The organism is Curtobacterium sp. NPDC086286 (genome assembly GCF_044746255.1).
GTDB lineage: Bacteria > Actinomycetota > Actinomycetes > Actinomycetales > Microbacteriaceae > Curtobacterium.
This window is the reverse complement of the sequence record NZ_JBIVBW010000001.1, coordinates 60,962-76,741: the sequence shown is the minus strand read 5'-3', so window position 1 is coordinate 76,741 and position 15,780 is coordinate 60,962. Positions and strand designations below refer to the sequence as shown.

Here is a 15,780-nt window from a genome sequence, read left to right as displayed (position 1 = left end):
TTGGCCCCCGTGCCCCCACCTCCTCGCGCCGCCCCCCCCCCCCGCCCCCCCCCCCCCCCACCCCCCCCCCCCCCGGGGGGGGGGGGGGGCGGGGGGCCGGGGGGGGGGGGGCCCCCCCCGCGCCTCCAGTCCGCTACGGTCGCTCCCCGAGCGGCTCGGACCGGCACCCGATCCTGCGCCTGGGCACCCCGGGGGACCGCGTCGAGGGTGCGACCCTCACGCTCGGCCACGAGTGGCAGATGCGGGCCGTCGACGACTACGAGGTCGCCGACTACCAACGCGTCGAGGTGACCCTCGGGTCGGGCGCGACGGCTTGGGTCTACGTCGCCGCCGACGAGGCCTGAGCGGCAGCGAGCCGGCCGAGCCCCTCGTCGATCGACACCGCGGGCGTCCACTGCAGGTCACGACGGGTGCGCCGCTGGTCGAACCAGTGCGCCGTCGACAGCTGCTCGGCGAGGAACCGGGTCATCGGCGGCTCGTCCTCGCCCGCACGTACCCGCCAGACGGCCTCGACGAGCGACCCTGCGAACCGGGCCACCCCGGCCGGCACGTGCACCCGCGGCGCCGGGACCCCGGACGCGGTGCAGATCCCGGCGAGCAGGTCCCCGACGGGCCGGGGTTCCCCGTTCGTCACGACGTACGCGTTGCCGTGCACCCCGTCGTCGGCGGCGTGGTCGAGCGCGGCGACCATCGCGGACGCGGCGTTGTCGACGTAGAGCGTGTCGATGAGCGCGGCGCCGGAGTCGAGCAGCGGCAGGCGCCCCGTGCGGGCACGGTCGACGATCCGGCCGACGAGCTGCGTGTCACCGGGGCCCCACACGAGGTGTGGGCGGACGGCGACGACGGCGAAGCCGGGGGCGTCCGCGGCGAGTGCGAGCAGCTCGGCCGCGGCCTTCGTGCGGGCGTAGTCACCGCGGGCCCGTGCGGGCTCGGCGGGTCCGGCGTCCGCGCCGACGAGGGACGACCCGGTGTGCGCGACCGAGGGCGAGGAGACGAACACGAACCGCTCGACCCCGGCGCCACGTGCAGCGTCGAGGAGCATTCGGGTGCCGTCGACGTTCACGCGGACGAAGTCGTCGGGGTCGCCGGCGAGCGAGACCTTGGCGGCGAGGTGGACGACCGCCTCGATGCCGTCGACGGCCCGGGCCACGGATGCGGGGTCGGTCATGCTGCCGAGCAGGTCCGACCCTCCCTCGACCCCGGAGGGCCGTCGCTGGAACGTCCGGACCTCGTGCCCCGCACCACGCACGGCCGCGGCGGTCGCCTGCCCGAGGAACCCGCTCGCACCGGTGACGAGGACCCTCACGGCCGGACCATCCGTCCACCGGACAGCACCGAGGCCGCCCACCGGGACAGCCGTGCACGGTCGACCTTCGAGTTGTGCCGGATGTCGGTCGGGAGCTCGGGCACCGTCAGCACCGCGGCGACGGGAATCCCCGCGGCAGCCCGGACGGCCCGGGCGAGGTCGGGGTCGGCGAGCGTCGGCCGACGGGTGCGGCGCCCACCGGTCGTCTCCACGACGGCGACGGCCTGCTGCGTGCCGCGGGGACCGATGCCGGCGAGCCCGGCGCGGCCGACACCGGGGACGCGCTCGATCCGCTGCTCGGGACCGACGGGCGTGACGACCCCGTCCGCCGTGGTGAGCACGTGCTGCAGGCGTCCCTCGACCCAGAGCCGACCGGCATCGTCGAGGTGGCCGACGTCGCCCGTGCGGTGCCCGCGCGGGTCCGCCACACCGAGCCGCGACACCCGGTTCTGGCGCCAGAGCCGGTCGTACCGCTCGCGGACGTGCGGCGCCGCGACGACGATCTCGCCCGTGACGCCCGGGTCCTCGGTGAGCGCTCCGGACGGCTCGCCGGAGTCGTCGAGCGGGGCGATCCGCACGCGGACGCCGGTGGCGGGTCGGCCCACGCAGATGCCGTCCTCGTCCGGGGCGTCGGCGGCTGCGGCGCGCACGCCGTCGAGGTCGACGTCGGTCATCAGCAGCCCCTCGGTCATCCCGTAGGGCGTGTGGGCGCTCGCGTTCGGCATGAGCTCGGTGGCCGCGGTCAGCAGCGCGGCCGACACCGGAGCACCGGCCGACAGGAACAGCCGCACGCGACTGAGCGCCGAACGGTCCGCTGCGGTGAGCGCACCGGCGGTGGCCACGACGTTCGCGACGGCCGCGGGTGACAGGAACACGACGGTGGCGTCCGCTGCGGTGACCGAGTCGGCGACCGCCCGAGCGGTCAGGGTCCGGGGCGCGGTGACGTCCATGTCGGGTGCGACCGACCGGGCGCCGAGCGCGGGACCGAGGAGCGCGAACGGGGCGAACCCGGCGACGAGGCCGGTGCCGACGCCGATCTCGTACTGCGCCGCGAGGGTGTCACGGACCGCGCCGAGCTGCCCGTGCGTGTACACGACGCCCTTGGCCGGCCCGGTCGACCCGGACGTGAAGAGGACCGCGGCCGGCGCGTCGGACGACGGCGCTCCGGGCAGCGCGGTGCCCCGTGCGAGGCGCTGCGCTCCGCGTCGTGCGACCTCGACGAGCGTGTGCTCGACCCGGAGCGCCCGACGCGCAGGGCCCGGCAACGACACCGTCGCGATGCGCCGACCGGGCCAGCCGAGCGCGCGTGCGGCCCCGAGGCCGGGCAGCGCGCCGATGATCCAGTCCGGACGGGCACCGCGCACCGCACGGGTCAGGCCGCGCAGGCCGAGCCCGGCATCGGCCACGACGACGACCGCCCCGATGCGCACGCTGGCGTACAGGACGGCGGTCAGGTCGGCGCCGGGGGTGACGAGGAGCGAGACCCGGTCACCGGCGCGGACGCCGAGATCGACCAGTCCGGCCGCGACCTCGTCGACCCGGCGGGCGAGCAACCGCCACGAGACGGTCCGGGGACCGCCGGCGGCGGCCATCTCGACGAGCGCGGCCTCGTCGCTGTCGCGCAGCTCGTCGAGTGCGGCCCAGAGCGGGCGGCGCACGTCGGCGTCGTCATGGGTGCGGGCCAGGAGGGACGGCTCGGCCCCCGCGGGCACGCGCCCGTCCGGCAGGTGGTCACCGAGCCACTCGACGACCGTCCCGGCGACGTCGGCGTCGTCCGGCAGCAGGTGCCCGGCGCCCTCGAAGCGGTGGACGTCCGCGTGCGGCAGGCGCTCCGCGAGGTCGTCGAGGTAGCGCTCCAGGAACACCGGGTCGCGCGGCCCCCACATCACGAGGGCGGGGACCTCGAGCGCGGCGACGCCGGCGGCGATCCGGTCGAGCTCGGGTGCGCTCGGGTGCGTCGCGTCGACGGGGATGTCGGCCACGAACCCGCCGACGCCCCCGCGACGGGCCGCCCCGCGGTAGGGCGCGCGGTACGCATCCGCGGTGGGACGGTCGAGCCGCGGGTGGGCGATCGCGAGCGTCGTCTCGAGGAACGCCGGCGTCAGCACGGTGGCACGGCCGAGGAGCTCCGGACGGAGCGCGAGCCGCAGCGGTGCGGGGATCGGGGCGTCGTCGGGCTGGTGCACCGCGGTGTTGCACGTCGTGACGGCCACCACGAGGTCCGGGTGGTCGACCGCCCAGCCGAGGGAGACGACACCGCCCCAGTCGTGCCCGAGGGTGACCACGGGGCCGGACAGTCCGAGTTCGTCGGTCAGCGCGCCGAGGTCCCGCACGCGGTCCGCGAGCCCGTGCTGCACGCCGGTGCGCTCCGAGAAGCCCATGTCGAGCTGGTCGACCGCGACGACCCGCCACGCCGGACCACCGGCGGCGGCGACGTCGAGCGAGGCGCGGAGCACCGACCGCCACAGGTACGACCAGGTCGGGTTGCCGTGCACGCACAGCAGCGTGCCGACGGGTTCTCCACCGAGCGCGGCCAGGGAGTCGGCCGTGTCGAGGAGGTGCCACGACCGCTCGGGGCGAGCCGTGCCTCCTGGACCCACAGCGGCGGGGACCGTGACGATGCGCGACCAGGCGGGGTCGAGTCCGGGCAGGGGCGGCGGGGGCGTCGCCGGAGCCGTGGCAGCGGCGACGCGCGGGAGGCCGGACCTCACCAGCGCAGTTCCATCATCGCCGTGTTGATGCCGGAGCCGACACCGCCGAGGAACACCCGGTCGCCGGGGCGGATGGCACCGCGGGCGACCTCGTCCGCGAGGGTGATCGGGATCGACGCCGGACCGACGTTGCCGAAGCGCTCGTACGTCGTCGGGACCTTGTCGCGCGGGACGCCGATGGCCTCGACGAAGGCGTTCGTGTGCACGTCGGAGACCTGGTGGAGCACGTAGCGGTCCATGTCGGCCCAGTCGAAGTGGGAGCGTGCCTCGTTCCAGGCGGCGACGACGAGTTCCATGCCGCCCTTGAGGAGCATCTTCGCGTCGGTGAACATGCCGTCGACGCTGCCGACGCAGAGGTCGTACCACTGGGTCGCCGCGCGGGTGACGCCGCCGACGATCCGGTGACCGCCCGGGTGCATGTCCGCCGGGCCGAGCACGGCCGCGGCGGCGCCGGACCCGAGCGTCAGGCTGGCGAACTCGCTCATGAAGTCCTTGCGGTTGCGGCCGCCCTGGTTCAGGCGCTCGATGGTGTTGAGCTGCACCTGGTCGGCGTCCTCGCCGTCCACCACGAGCGCGTACTTGATCTGACCGGAGTCGATCATGCCCGCGGCGACGCTCATCGCGTTGACGAACCCGAGGCAGGCGTTCGCGATGTCGAAGTTGATCGCGGACGACGGCAGGCCGAGCCCGTGGTGCAGGCGCACGGCGACCGACGGCTCGAGGTGCGGGCGCGTCACCGACGTGTTGATGAGCAGGCCGACGTCCTCGGGGCGGATGCCCGCCTCGGCCATGGCGCGGCGTCCGGCGTCGATGGCGGCGTCCTGGAAGGACTGGCCCTCGCCCCAGTTCCGGCGCTCCTTGACGCCGGCCACGCGCTCGAGGAGCCCCATCGGCAGGCGCAGGCGTCGCAGCACCCCGCGGAGCTTCTCCTCGATGTCGGCCGAGGTGGTCACGCGTTCCGCCACGGTCGTCGCGACGGAGAGCAGCGCGACGTTGTCGTGCTTGGCCGTGGCGTTGCCGGGCCGCTCCGTTTCGGTGCTCGTCGCCTGGTCGACCGGCCGTTCCGTCATGATCGTCACCGACACATACTTCCGCATCTGGCCTGGGTACGCGATCCGGATGCGCTGACAGGCGGGGGACAGTGCACTCCGGATGTGCCTCACGCCTCGGGCTGACGCGGCTCCTTGGGCAGCTTGCGCACCTTCGCCCGGCGCTTCCGGCGCTCGGGGATCATCGAGCGCATCTCCTCGAGCTTGCCGAAGCAGAGCAGGCGGTCCCCGGGCTCGAGGGCCACGCCGCTGCGCGGGTTCGGGATGACGCCCGAGCCGCGGTGCAGCGTCAGGACGGTGATGTCGCGGTCCCAGAGACCGGACTCCTTGATGGTCTTCCCGACGAGGTCGGCGTTCGTGTGCACGAGCAGCTCGGCGACGCCGTAGCCGGTCGAGACGGAGAGCCGCTGCCGGACGTCGATCTCGGGGAAGGCCACCTGGTTCGCGATGAAGTCGATGATCGCGCCGGCGATGTCGAGGCCGGTCGCGCGCTCGATGCCCTCGAGCCCCGGGGAGGAGTTGACCTCCATCACGAGCGGCCCGTCGTTGCCCTCGAGCATGTCGACGCCGGCGACCCGCAGGCCCATGATCTGCGCCGAGCGGACGGCGGCCTCTTCGTACTCGGGCGTCAGCGTGACCTTCTCGACCGTCCCGCCGCGGTGCACGTTCGACCGGAACTCGTCGCCCGAGGCGCTCCGACGCATCGCCGCGACCACCCGGTCACCGACGACGAGCGCGCGGATGTCCTTGCCGCGGCTCTCCGAGATGAAGCTCTGGATGAGCACGTTCTGCTTCGTGGAGTGCAGGGTCTCGACGATCGACTCGGCGACCTTCGCCTCGGGAGCGAGGATCACGCCGATGCCCTGCGTGCCCTCGAGCAGCTTGATCACGACGGGCGCTCCGCCGACGCGCTCGATCGCCCCGCGGACGTCGGCGCGGCCGTTCACGAACGTCGTCGCGGGCATGCCGATGTCGTGCCGCGAGAGGATCTGGTTCGCCCGCAGCTTGTCGCGCGAGTTCGTGATCCCGTTGGCGGTGTTCGGCGTGTAGACGTCCATCTGCTCGAACTGCCGGACCACTGCGGTGCCGTAGTAGGTGATCGAGTTCCCGATGCGCGGCAGCACGGCGTCGTAGTCGGACAGGAGCTTGCCGCGGTACTGCAGGTCGGGGTCGTCGCCGGTCAGGTCGATCGCGAACCGGAGCGTGTTGAGCACCTTCACCTCGTGCCCGCGGTCGATCGCGGCGGCCCGGAGGCGCTCCGTCGAGTACGCGTGCGGCGCACGCGACAGGATGGCGAGTTTCATCGGGGAGGCTCCGGGGTTGGTATCGACGGCGACGCTCCATCCAAGCATGCGACAGGATGGGCACATGGCCCGAGAACCGAAGTCCCCGAACGGCGGTCTCCTGGTCGCCGGCTGGCGGGAGTGGGCGGCCCTGCCGAGCCTCGGCATCCCGTGGATCAAGGTGAAGCTCGACACCGGTGCGCGCAGCTCGGCGCTGCACGCGTTCGACCTCGAGGAACTCCCCGGCGACCGGGTCCGCTTCTCGGTGCACCCCTGGCAGGACACCGATGCCGACGCCGTCACGATCGAGTGCGACGTGCACGACCGGCGCATCGTCCGGAGCTCCACCGGGCACACCCAGGAGCGCATCGTGGTCCTCACCGAGATGTCCCTCGCCGGGCGTGTCTTCGAGGCCGAGGTCACGTTGAGCAACCGCGACCAGATGGGCTTCCGGATGCTCGTCGGCCGCGAGGCACTGCGCCAGGGGTTCCTCGTCGACCCGGCTCGCTCGTTCATGGCCGGCCGGGCGCCGAAGGAGATCCGCCGCCGCAACCGCGGTCGCGCCTGACGGCTCGCCGAGCTCGCCGCCGACGCGGTGCGCGGCCCGGGCGGGATCCGCTGAAGTCGTCCGCGCGGTGACCGTTCCGGTTCGCGGATCCCGGGGATCGTGAACCGGAACGGTCACCGACGAGACCGGGAACGTCGGTCGGCTCGACCAGCCGACGGACGGGAGGGACGGTGCGGGGCCGACCCGTGCCTCCAGGCCGCCGTCGGCGCGGGTCAGGCCTGCAGGTGCCGACCCAGGAACCGCAGCTGCTGCGGCGCGAGCCGCCGCCAGTAGGCGGTGGTGTGCCCGCCCGGCTCGAACCCGCCGGCCGGTGCGGTCGCGAAGCCGTCGACGTACGCGCGCACGGCGGGCTCGAACCCGTCGCCGGTGCCGCAGTCGACGCGGACCGCGACGCCGTCGAGCGAGGACTGTCGGCCGAGCACCGTGTTCGCGGCGAAGTCCGCGGGGTCGTCGAAGGCGCCACGTGCCGTCTCCCCCGCCGACCGCCACAACGCGGGGCTGATCGCGGAGACCGCACGCACCCGCGCCGAGCCGAGCACGCCGGCGAGGTGGAGCGCGCCGTAGCCGCCCATCGAGTAGCCGGTGAACGCGAGCCGTGCGGTGTCGAACCCGCGGCGGGCGAGCAGCGGCAGGAACTCGTCGACGACCATCGCGGCCGGGTCGTCGCCGTCCGCGCGTCGGTGCCAGTAGCGGTTGCCGCCGTCGACCGCGGCGATGGCGAACGGCGCTCCGCCCGCGGCGACGTACGCGGCGAGGAACCGGTCGTAGCCGAGGTGGGAGCCGAAGAAGTCCGCGTGGTCGTCGCCGTAGCCGTGCAGGGCGACCGCGACGGGCAGGGGGCCGTCGGATTGCGGCGCGGCGATCGTCCAGCCGACCTCGAGGCCCTTCCGAGCGCGGGACGTGAACGACCCGGACACCGTCGGCACCGGCGTGACGTCGGGGACGGTGCCCGCCGGTCCGTCGAGGCCGAGCACGCGGTACATCGTCGAGCGGCCGGGGAGCAGCCGGAGGTTCACGGCCTCGGCAGCGGCACCGGCCACGACGACCGCGGCGCCGCCCGCGAGGAGGGAGCGGCGGGTGATCCGGGCCGCGCGCGAGCTGCTCATGCGAGGGGGACGATGCCGTCCGCGGTCACACGCGTCGTCACGAGGGTCGAGGGGATCCGCTGCACACCGGGCAAGCTACCGAGTCGGGTACCGGAGGACCTCGGGTACACGCGGACGTCAGGTGTGAAGTCGCGCAGGAACCGGTCGCTCCGCCGCCCCGAGGAGCGCGTCGGCGACGGCACGCGCGGTGGCGGTCCCGAGGCCGGGTTCGCGGAGGCGCATCGCGAGGTACCCCGAGACGAGGAGCAGCAGCTGCTCGGCGAGTGCCCCGGCGTGTGCGCCGACCACGGGCTCGGCCGACTCGGTCAGGCGTCGCCGCAGGGTGTCCGTCTCGCGGTCGAGGACCGCGCGGACGTCGGACGGGGCGTCGACGTACTCGGCTGCGGTGCCGAGGAACGCGCACCACCGCGACCCCGACGGCGTGGAGCGGTACGCGTCGAGGGCGTCGAACACCGCCAGCAGTCGGCCGCGGTCGTCCTCGGCGGCGTCGACGGCCCGGTCCCACGTGGCGAGCCAGTCGTCGTGGCGACGGGCGAGTGCCGCGGCGACGAGCGACTCCTTGCTGGCGTACCCGCGGTAGAGCGTGGCGCTCGAGATCCCCGCGCGCTCGAGGACGGCGTCGATCGGCGTCGCGGCGATGCCCTGGGTGAAGAAGAGCTCCTCGGCGGCGTCGAGCAGCTTCTGCTCGGTTCCTGGACGCATCGCCATGAGAGCACCCTAGGCTCTCAAAAGTGAAACGATCGTTTTCGTTACGACAGTCGGTGTTCCTGGGGAGCGGCCTCGGCCTGATCGCCGCCACGTACGGCCTGGTCCGGCTGGCGTACGGGCTGTTCCTGCCCGACGTCCAGCGGGACCTCGGGCTGCGCGCCGACGCTGCGGGGTGGGTCTCGTCCGGAGCCTCGGCGATGTACTGCGTCGGCGCCGTGGTCGGGTACCGCTGTGCCGGCCGCGTGCCCCGGGTCCTCGTGGCGGTCGCTGCCGCCGTCGCGGGCGGTGGTGCACTCGGCATGGCCGCGGCCGGCGACCCCACGGCGTTCGCGATCGCGTCGATCGTCGGTTCGGCCGGCGCGGGGCTGGCCTCGCCCGCACTCGTCAGTCTCGTGACGACCCTCGTGCCACAGCCGGCACAGGGCCGGGCGCAGGCCGTGGTGAACGCCGGGACGGGCCCCGGCCTCGTCGCCGCGGGTGTGCTCGCGCTCGTGCTCCTGCCCGACTGGCGGACCGCGTGGACGTGGTCCGGGATCGCGGCGCTGGTCGTCGGGGCGGTCCTGCTCGCGTCCTCGTGGTCGCCCCGCCGGACGGCGACGGCCGGGCAGACCCCCACGAAGCGAGCACCGGCCCCGGACCGGGCGTGGTGGACGGCGCACCGTGCGGTCCTCGTGCTCGCTCTGCTCTTCGGCGCAGGGTCGGCGGTCGTGTGGACCTACGGCCGCTCGGTGCTCGTCGACGCCGGCGCACCGGTCGCCGTCTCGGTGTCCGCGTGGATCGCGCTCGGCGCGGGCGGTGCCGCCGTCGTGGCGACCGCCCGGTGGACGAGTCGGCTCCGTGCCCGGACGCAGTGGACGCTCACCACCGCCGCCGTCGCCCTCGGTGTGCTGGCGCTCGGCACGATGCCGCAGTGGACGCCCGTGGCGCTCGTCGCATGCGCCGTGTTCGGCTGGGGGTACACGGCGGCGACCGGGGCCCTGATCGCGTGGACCGACGAGATCGATCCGGAGCGGTCCTCGGCCGGCACCTCGGTACTCTTCGTGGCGCTCGTCCTCGGCCAGGCCGGCGGTGCCGCGGCGGCCGGAGCGGTCGTCGAACCGCTGGGGTCGCTCGGCACGTTCGGGGCCGGGGCGCTCGTGACGGCCGCCTGTGCCGTGCTCGGTGCGTGGGTCAGAGCAGCGGGCGCAGCTCGATCTTCCGGTTGCACGCCACCGACGCCTCCTGCGCGACCCGCAGCGCGGTCTCGGCGTCCGGCAGGTCCATGACCCAGAACCCGGCGACGAACTCGGCCGGGTCCCCGACGAGCCCCGGGGTCGTGGTCGGCTCGGCGCGACGGGCGTCGACCACCACGGCGTCCGACGGCGCGGACACCCCGGCCGCGAAGACGACGGCGTCGCCGAGCCGCTCGTTGAGCGCGTCGACCGCGTCCGCCTCGGCCCGTGTCGCGGACTCGGTCCGACCGGCGGCCTCGGCCTGCCCGTCGTCGATGACGTTGACGAGGAACTGCATGGTGCCTCCCCTGTTCGGTTGGCGGCAGGCTACTCCGGCGATCGCACCCGCTACCGTGGTGACCATGGGGACGACCGCGGAGTGGTCACGGCTGCCGGTGGGGCGCCGCGAGTTCCGCCAGGACGCCCTCCTCGCACTCGTCCTCGGCGCCGGACTGGCGATCACGACGATGCTCTACGGGTCGGCCGGGACCTACGGCGACGACCAGGCAGCGTGGTGGGTCTCGGCGCTGCTCGTCGTGGCGAACGCCGCACCGGTCGCGTTCCGCCGCCGCTGGCCGATGACGATGGCGGTCGTCTCGGCGCTGGCCTTCGCGGCGACGCAGATCCTGCACGTGCCCGAGGTCTTCCTCGTGAACTTCACGCTGTTCATCGCCCTGTACACGGTCGGTGCGTGGTGCTCGGACCGTGTCCGCGCCGAGGTCGTGCGCTGGGTGGTCATCGGCGGCATGTTCGCCTGGCTGTTCGTCGCGATCGCCTTCGGCTGGGCGGTGCCGAACGCGCTGCCGAACGACGACGGCGGCCTCATCCCGCCGTACATCGCGCTCTCGCTGCTCAACATCGTGATCAACGTCATCTACTTCGGCGCTGCCTGGTACGCCGGCAACCGGGCCTGGGCGTCGGCGGTGGCGAAGCACGAGCTCGACCTCCGCACCGCCGAGCTCGCCGCCGAACGCGAGCGGAGCGCTGCCCAGGCCGTGACGATCGAGCGCGTGCGCATCGCCCGCGAACTCCACGACGTCGTGGCGCACCACGTGTCGCTCATGGGGGTGCAGGCCGGCGCGGCTCGACGCGTGATCGGCCACGACCCCGAGCAGGCGACGGCATCGCTCGGCGTGGTCGAGCAGAGCGCCCGGACCGCCGTCGAGGAGCTCCGCCGGATGCTCGGCACCCTGCGCGCCGACGAGGACGGCGGCGACGACGTCCGCGCGGCTCCGAGCACCGAGGGGCTCGGCCGGATCGGCGAGCTCGCCGACTCGGCCCGGACCGCGGGGCACCCGACCGAGTACGTCGTGGTCGGCAGCGTCCGCGACGTCCCGCCCACGGTGTCGGCGGTCGCCTACCGGATCGCGCAAGAGGCCGTGACGAACGTCCTCAAGCACGCCGGCCCGACGGCCCGGGCGGACGTCCGGGTGCGGTACCTCGACGACGGCGTCGAGGTCGAGGTCACCGACGACGGACACGGCGACCGGGCACCGCGGAACACCGCGGGCAGCGGACTCGGCCACGTGGGGATGCGCGAACGCGTCGCCGCGGTGGGCGGACGGATCGAGATCGGGCCGCGCGCCCGGGGAGGCTGGCTGGTGCGGGCATGGCTGCCGACGACCTGACCATCGTGCTCGCGGACGACCAGGACCTCGTCCGGGCCGGGTTCCGCGTCATCCTCGAGTCCGAGCCGGGGTTCCGGGTCGTCGGCGAGGCCGCTGACGGCGCCGAGGCGGTCGAGGCCGTGCGGACGCTCCGACCGGACGTGGTGTGCCTCGACGTCCAGATGCCGAACGTCGACGGGCTCGAGGCGGCGCGTCGGATCGCCGCGCTCCCGGAGCCACCGGCCGTGCTCGTCCTGACGACCTTCGACCACGACGACGCCCTCTTCCAGGCGCTCGAGGCCGGGGCGAGCGGGTTCCTGCTGAAGAACGCCTCCCCCGAGCGGCTGATCGACGCCGTCCGCACCGTGGCCGCCGGCGATGCGCTCCTCGCCCCGGACGTGACCCGCCGGGTGATCAGCCGCGCGACCGCCGGGTCCGGGGCGCCCGCGGCACCGGACGGCGACGAGGCGGTCGTCACGGCAGGGCTGACCGAGCGTGAGACCGAGGTCCTCCGGCTGCTCGCCCGCGGGCTGAGCAACGCCGAGATCGCGACGGAGCTGTGGGTCGGTGAGGCGACCGTGAAGACCCACGTGTCGAACGTCCTCCAGAAGCTCGGACTGCGCGACCGCATCCAGGCGGTCGTCTGGGCCTTCGAGCACGGCGTGGCCGGAACCCCCGCCTAGACCCCGTCCGACCCGCGCTCCCCCACGCGGCGGAGCCCGCGGCGCCCCGATCCCCGTCGCCAGCCGGAGGCGCCCGCCGCACCCCGCGCAATAGCGTCGACGCAGGCGGAGCGAACCGCCGCGAGAGGGGAACGACATGCTCACCATCGACGGGGTGACCAAGCAGTACGGCGACCGCCGCGTGCTCGACGACGTGACGTTCACGGTCGGCGACGGACGCCTGACCGGGTTCGTCGGCGGCAACGGCGCCGGCAAGACCACCACGATGCGGATCCTGCTCGGCGTGCTCCAGGCCGACGCCGGCACCGTGTCCATCGACGGCACCACGATCGGCCCGGCCGACCGTCGCCGCTTCGGCTACATGCCGGAGGAGCGCGGGCTCTACCCGAAGATGCCGGTCGCCGAGCAGATCACGTACTTCGCCCGGCTGCACGGCGTCGACAAGCGCACCGCGGCGAGCCGCACCACCGACCTGCTCGACCGGCTCGGCCTGGCGCCGCACGCCACCGACGCCGTCGAGAAGCTGTCCCTCGGCAACCAGCAGCGCGTGCAGGTCGCCGCCGCGCTCGCCCACGACCCCGAGGTCCTCGTGCTCGACGAGCCGTTCTCCGGCCTCGACCCGATGGCGGTCGACGTCGTGCTCGCCGTCCTGCGCGAGGCAGCGGCGGGCGGCGTGCCCGTGCTGTTCTCGAGCCACCAGCTGGACGTCGTCGAGCGGCTCTGCGACGACGTCGTGGTGATCGCCGGGGGCACGATCCGCGCCGCCGGCCCGCAGGACGAACTGCGGAAGCAGGCCGGCCCCGCCGCGTGGGAGCTCCTCGTCGACGGGGACGTCGCCTGGCTCCGCGACGAACCGGGCGTCACCGTCCGCGAGTTCGACGGCGGGTACGCCGTGTTCGAGGCCGACGACGCCACCGCGCAGCGCGTCCTGCAGCGGGCCGTCCAGCACGGCACCGTCGGGTCGTTCTCGCCGCGTGTCCCTCGGCTCAGCGAGGTCTTCCGGGAGGTCGTCCGATGAACGGCTCGTTCGTCCAGTCCGTCCGGCTCGTCGCCGCGCGCGAGATCCAGGCCCGCGTCCGCAGCAAGGCGTTCGTCGTGTCCGCCTGCATCCTCATCCTCATGGTCGTCGCGTCGATCGTCGTCGGCGGCATCGTCGGCAAGGCCACGGCGGGCGACACCACCCCGGTCGCGGTCGTCGACGGGGTCAGCCTGCCGACGAGCAAGGGGCTCGACGTCACCGAGGCGCCGACCGCTGCAGCCGCCGAACGGCTCGTCGAGAACGGTGACGTCGACGCGGCGGTCCTGCCGTCCGACGACCCGCTCGGCTACAAGGTCGTGGGGCTCGACGACGCCCCGACCGACGTCGTCCAGGCGCTGAGCGTCTCCCCCCGCATCGAGCTGCTCGACCCGAACGCGATCCCTGGCGGTTTGATCTACATCGTGGCTCTGGCCTTCGGCGTCGTGTACTTCGCGTCCGCCGTGACCTTCGGTCAGTCGATCGCGCAGAGCGTCGTCGAGGAGAAGTCCACCCGCGTCGTCGAGATCCTGATGGCGGCGATCCCGGCCCGGGCACTCCTGGCCGGCAAGGTCCTCGGCAACAGCGTGATGGCGTTCGCGCAGATCGTCGCGGTGGCGATCGCGGCGGCGGTGACGCTCGCGGTCACCGGGCAGGACAACATGTTCACGGTGCTCGGCCCGAGCATGCTCTGGTTCGTCGGGTTCTTCGCGATCGGCTTCGTGCTCATCGCCTCGCTGTTCGCGGCGGCCGCGGTGCTCGTCTCCCGTCAGGAGGACGTCGGCAGCGTCACCACCCCCGTGATGATGCTCGTGATGATCCCGTACATCCTCATCATCGTCGCGTACAACAACCCGACGATCCTCGGCGTGATGTCCTACGTGCCGTTCAGCGCGCCGATCGGGATGCCGATGCGGATCTTCCTCGGGACCGCCGAGTGGTGGGAGCCGATCCTGTCCCTCGTCATCGTGGCGGTCTCGGTCGTGCTCGTCGTGGTCGTCGGCGCCCGGATCTACGAGAACGCGCTGCTGCGCACCGGCAGCCGGGTGAAGCTGACGGAGGCACTGCGCGGCTGACGCCGCAGGACCGGACGGGAGGCGCGGTACGGGTGAGCGGATCTGCTCACCCGCACCGCGCCTCCCGTCCCTGCGTCAGCGCGCTCAGGCGCTCAGCGTCGCGAAGGCGGACCGGTGCCAGACCAGCGGGCTGTGCGCGAAGTCCGACATGAGCCCGAGGACCCGGAGCACGACGATGTCGTGGTCACCCGCCGGGTAGGTGTGCTCGACGGCGCACTCGAGCCAGATCGGAGCGCCCTCGAGGAAGACCGACCCCGACTCGGACACCGACGTGTCGACACCGACGAACCGGACCGACTTGTCCTTCGACGCGAGCTGCCGGGTGACCTGCGCGTGCCCCTCGCCGAGGATCGAGACCCCGATGGTGCCTGCCGCACGCAGCACCGGCCACGTCGACGACGTGTGCTGCACCGCGAACATCACGAGCGGCGGGTCCTGCGACACCCCCACGGTGAAGGACGAGGCGACGAGCACGGTGGGCTCGTCGTCGACGACGGCGGCGAGCGCCGCGACCCCGCAGGGGAAGCCGGAGAACGCCTGACGGAGGGCACCGAGGTCGGGGGCCTCGGGCGAGTAGGGGCTGATCATGAGCGGGTTCCTTCCTGGAGGCTCGCGGTCGCGCCGAGGACGACGTCGCGCCACCGGGCGAGCCAGACCTCGGTCGATGCGGGCTCGGAGTACTGCTTGTCGTTGAGGTACAGGGCCGGAGCCGGGACGGTCGCACCGAGCTCGACGAGCACGGGCTTGAGGAAGACCTCGGGGGCGAGGGCGTGCGCGGGGCCGGCGCCGAGCATGAGCGGCACGGCGACGACACCGGCGAGGCCGTCCCCGGTGGCGAACTGGTCGAGGAAGAGCTTGAGGACGCCGGTGTAGGTCGCCTTGAACGTCGGCGAGGCGACGACGACGAGGTCGGACGCGGCGACGGTGCGCACCGCGTCCGACACCGCGTCGTCGCCCCAGCCGAGCAGGCCCGGGCCGAGGTCGATCACGTCGACGACGTGGTCGGGTGCCCGACCGGTGAGGCGTTCGAGCACGACCGTGGCCGCGTCGAGCGTCCGCGATGCCGGCTTGGGGTTGCCGGCGACGACGGTGGTGATCATCGATCTGCTCCTGCGGTCGGGGACGGTGTGCGACTGCAGTCCATCCGCCGTTCGTTTCGCCTCCGTGGCGCGCCCGTATCGGGTGGGTTACGCCAGGGGGCGCCGGATGCCACGGCGGGGAATGCCCTGGTCAGCGGGTGCCGCTCCGAACGGGTCCGTCGCATTCCGCCAGCGGGGTCCGCTCGGCCGACCGCCGACTTGTGAGAGACGCGTTACCGGAAGTCGGCGCGATTGCTTCCGGGGTGTTTCGCCCGGGCGGCGCCGCCGCACGGACGCGCGGATCCGCACCGCTCCGGGGTGGGGCGGCGGGATCGCCCGCCCCGGAACGGCGCGGCACGGCGGCTCGTCGACGCCGTG

15 protein-coding genes are annotated in these 15,780 nt (G+C 73.8%); 6 read left to right on the top strand and 9 right to left on the bottom strand.

Translation table 11 applies throughout. The features are described from left to right. Positions 1–319: 319 nt before the first annotated feature. From ACIPKM_RS00380 to rimK, 4 genes are all read right to left on the bottom strand, one after another. Entirely contained in the window at positions 320–1,306 is a 987-nt protein-coding gene (locus tag ACIPKM_RS00380) for an NAD-dependent epimerase/dehydratase family protein (RefSeq protein ID WP_402735885.1), read from the bottom strand. Continuing rightward, positions 1,303–4,017, bottom strand: a complete 2,715-nt coding sequence (locus tag ACIPKM_RS00375) for an alpha/beta fold hydrolase (RefSeq protein ID WP_402735884.1) — start codon at positions 4,015–4,017, stop codon at positions 1,303–1,305. The genes ACIPKM_RS00380 and ACIPKM_RS00375 overlap by 4 nt, the downstream gene beginning before the upstream one ends. After that, positions 4,014–5,087, bottom strand: a complete 1,074-nt coding sequence (locus tag ACIPKM_RS00370) for a 3-oxoacyl-ACP synthase III (protein WP_070419407.1) — start codon at positions 5,085–5,087, stop codon at positions 4,014–4,016. The genes ACIPKM_RS00375 and ACIPKM_RS00370 overlap by 4 nt, the downstream gene beginning before the upstream one ends. An 89-nt stretch (positions 5,088–5,176) precedes the next feature. Continuing rightward, positions 5,177–6,370 (bottom strand): 30S ribosomal protein S6--L-glutamate ligase, encoded by a 1,194-nt coding sequence (rimK, locus tag ACIPKM_RS00365; protein ID WP_070418032.1) that lies wholly within the window; start codon positions 6,368–6,370, stop codon positions 5,177–5,179. 64 nt (positions 6,371–6,434) lie between these two features. Between rimK and ACIPKM_RS00360 the strand changes: the two genes are divergently transcribed. Then, the gene (locus tag ACIPKM_RS00360) at positions 6,435–6,917 is read left to right on the top strand and encodes an ATP-dependent zinc protease (protein ID WP_402735883.1); all 483 of its coding nucleotides are present in this window, start codon (positions 6,435–6,437) and stop codon (positions 6,915–6,917) included. Between the two features lie 212 nt (positions 6,918–7,129). Here ACIPKM_RS00360 and ACIPKM_RS00355 read toward each other — a convergent pair whose 3' ends face one another. Both ACIPKM_RS00355 and ACIPKM_RS00350 read right to left on the bottom strand, forming a co-directional pair. Continuing rightward, positions 7,130–8,023 (bottom strand): alpha/beta hydrolase, encoded by an 894-nt coding sequence (locus ACIPKM_RS00355; protein WP_402735882.1) that lies wholly within the window; start codon positions 8,021–8,023, stop codon positions 7,130–7,132. A gap of 117 nt (positions 8,024–8,140) precedes the next feature. Then, on the bottom strand, positions 8,141–8,731 hold the full coding sequence (locus ACIPKM_RS00350; protein ID WP_402735881.1) for a TetR/AcrR family transcriptional regulator: 591 nt from the start codon (positions 8,729–8,731) through the stop codon (positions 8,141–8,143). 53 nt (positions 8,732–8,784) lie between these two features. On the opposite strand from ACIPKM_RS00350, the gene ACIPKM_RS00345 reads away from it, so the two are divergent. After that, positions 8,785–9,996, top strand: coding sequence for an MFS transporter (locus tag ACIPKM_RS00345; RefSeq protein ID WP_402735880.1), 1,212 nt, complete (start codon positions 8,785–8,787; stop codon positions 9,994–9,996). On the opposite strand, the gene ACIPKM_RS00340 is transcribed toward ACIPKM_RS00345, so the two are convergent. Continuing rightward, a complete protein-coding gene (locus ACIPKM_RS00340; RefSeq protein ID WP_229085446.1) occupies positions 9,902–10,240 on the bottom strand; it encodes a YciI family protein in 339 nt (112 codons plus the stop codon). The genes ACIPKM_RS00345 and ACIPKM_RS00340 overlap by 95 nt on opposite strands. Before the next feature lie 64 nt (positions 10,241–10,304). Between ACIPKM_RS00340 and ACIPKM_RS00335 the strand changes: the two genes are divergently transcribed. The 4 genes from ACIPKM_RS00335 to ACIPKM_RS00320 all read left to right on the top strand — a co-directional run bounded on the left by ACIPKM_RS00335 (position 10,305) and on the right by ACIPKM_RS00320 (position 14,323). Continuing rightward, positions 10,305–11,570: a sensor histidine kinase gene (locus ACIPKM_RS00335; protein ID WP_071295733.1), complete on the top strand. Its 1,266-nt coding sequence runs from the start codon at positions 10,305–10,307 to the stop codon at positions 11,568–11,570. Beyond that, entirely contained in the window at positions 11,552–12,232 is a 681-nt protein-coding gene (locus tag ACIPKM_RS00330) for a response regulator transcription factor (RefSeq protein ID WP_071295732.1), read from the top strand. The genes ACIPKM_RS00335 and ACIPKM_RS00330 overlap by 19 nt, the downstream gene beginning before the upstream one ends. Before the next feature lie 136 nt (positions 12,233–12,368). Further along, on the top strand, positions 12,369–13,250 hold the full coding sequence (locus ACIPKM_RS00325) for an ABC transporter ATP-binding protein (protein WP_070418024.1): 882 nt from the start codon (positions 12,369–12,371) through the stop codon (positions 13,248–13,250). Beyond that, complete coding sequence (locus ACIPKM_RS00320; protein ID WP_070418023.1) at positions 13,247–14,323, top strand: ABC transporter permease; 1,077 nt, start codon at positions 13,247–13,249, stop codon at positions 14,321–14,323. Before ACIPKM_RS00325 ends, ACIPKM_RS00320 begins: the two co-directional genes overlap by 4 nt. Before the next feature lie 84 nt (positions 14,324–14,407). Here the strand turns inward: ACIPKM_RS00320 and ACIPKM_RS00315 are convergent, their stop codons facing one another. Next, complete coding sequence (locus tag ACIPKM_RS00315; RefSeq protein ID WP_071303004.1) at positions 14,408–14,911, bottom strand: flavin reductase family protein; 504 nt, start codon at positions 14,909–14,911, stop codon at positions 14,408–14,410. Next, a complete protein-coding gene (locus ACIPKM_RS00310; RefSeq protein ID WP_071303005.1) occupies positions 14,908–15,423 on the bottom strand; it encodes an NADPH-dependent FMN reductase in 516 nt (171 codons plus the stop codon). Before ACIPKM_RS00310 ends, ACIPKM_RS00315 begins: the two co-directional genes overlap by 4 nt. Positions 15,424–15,780 lie beyond the last annotated feature (357 nt).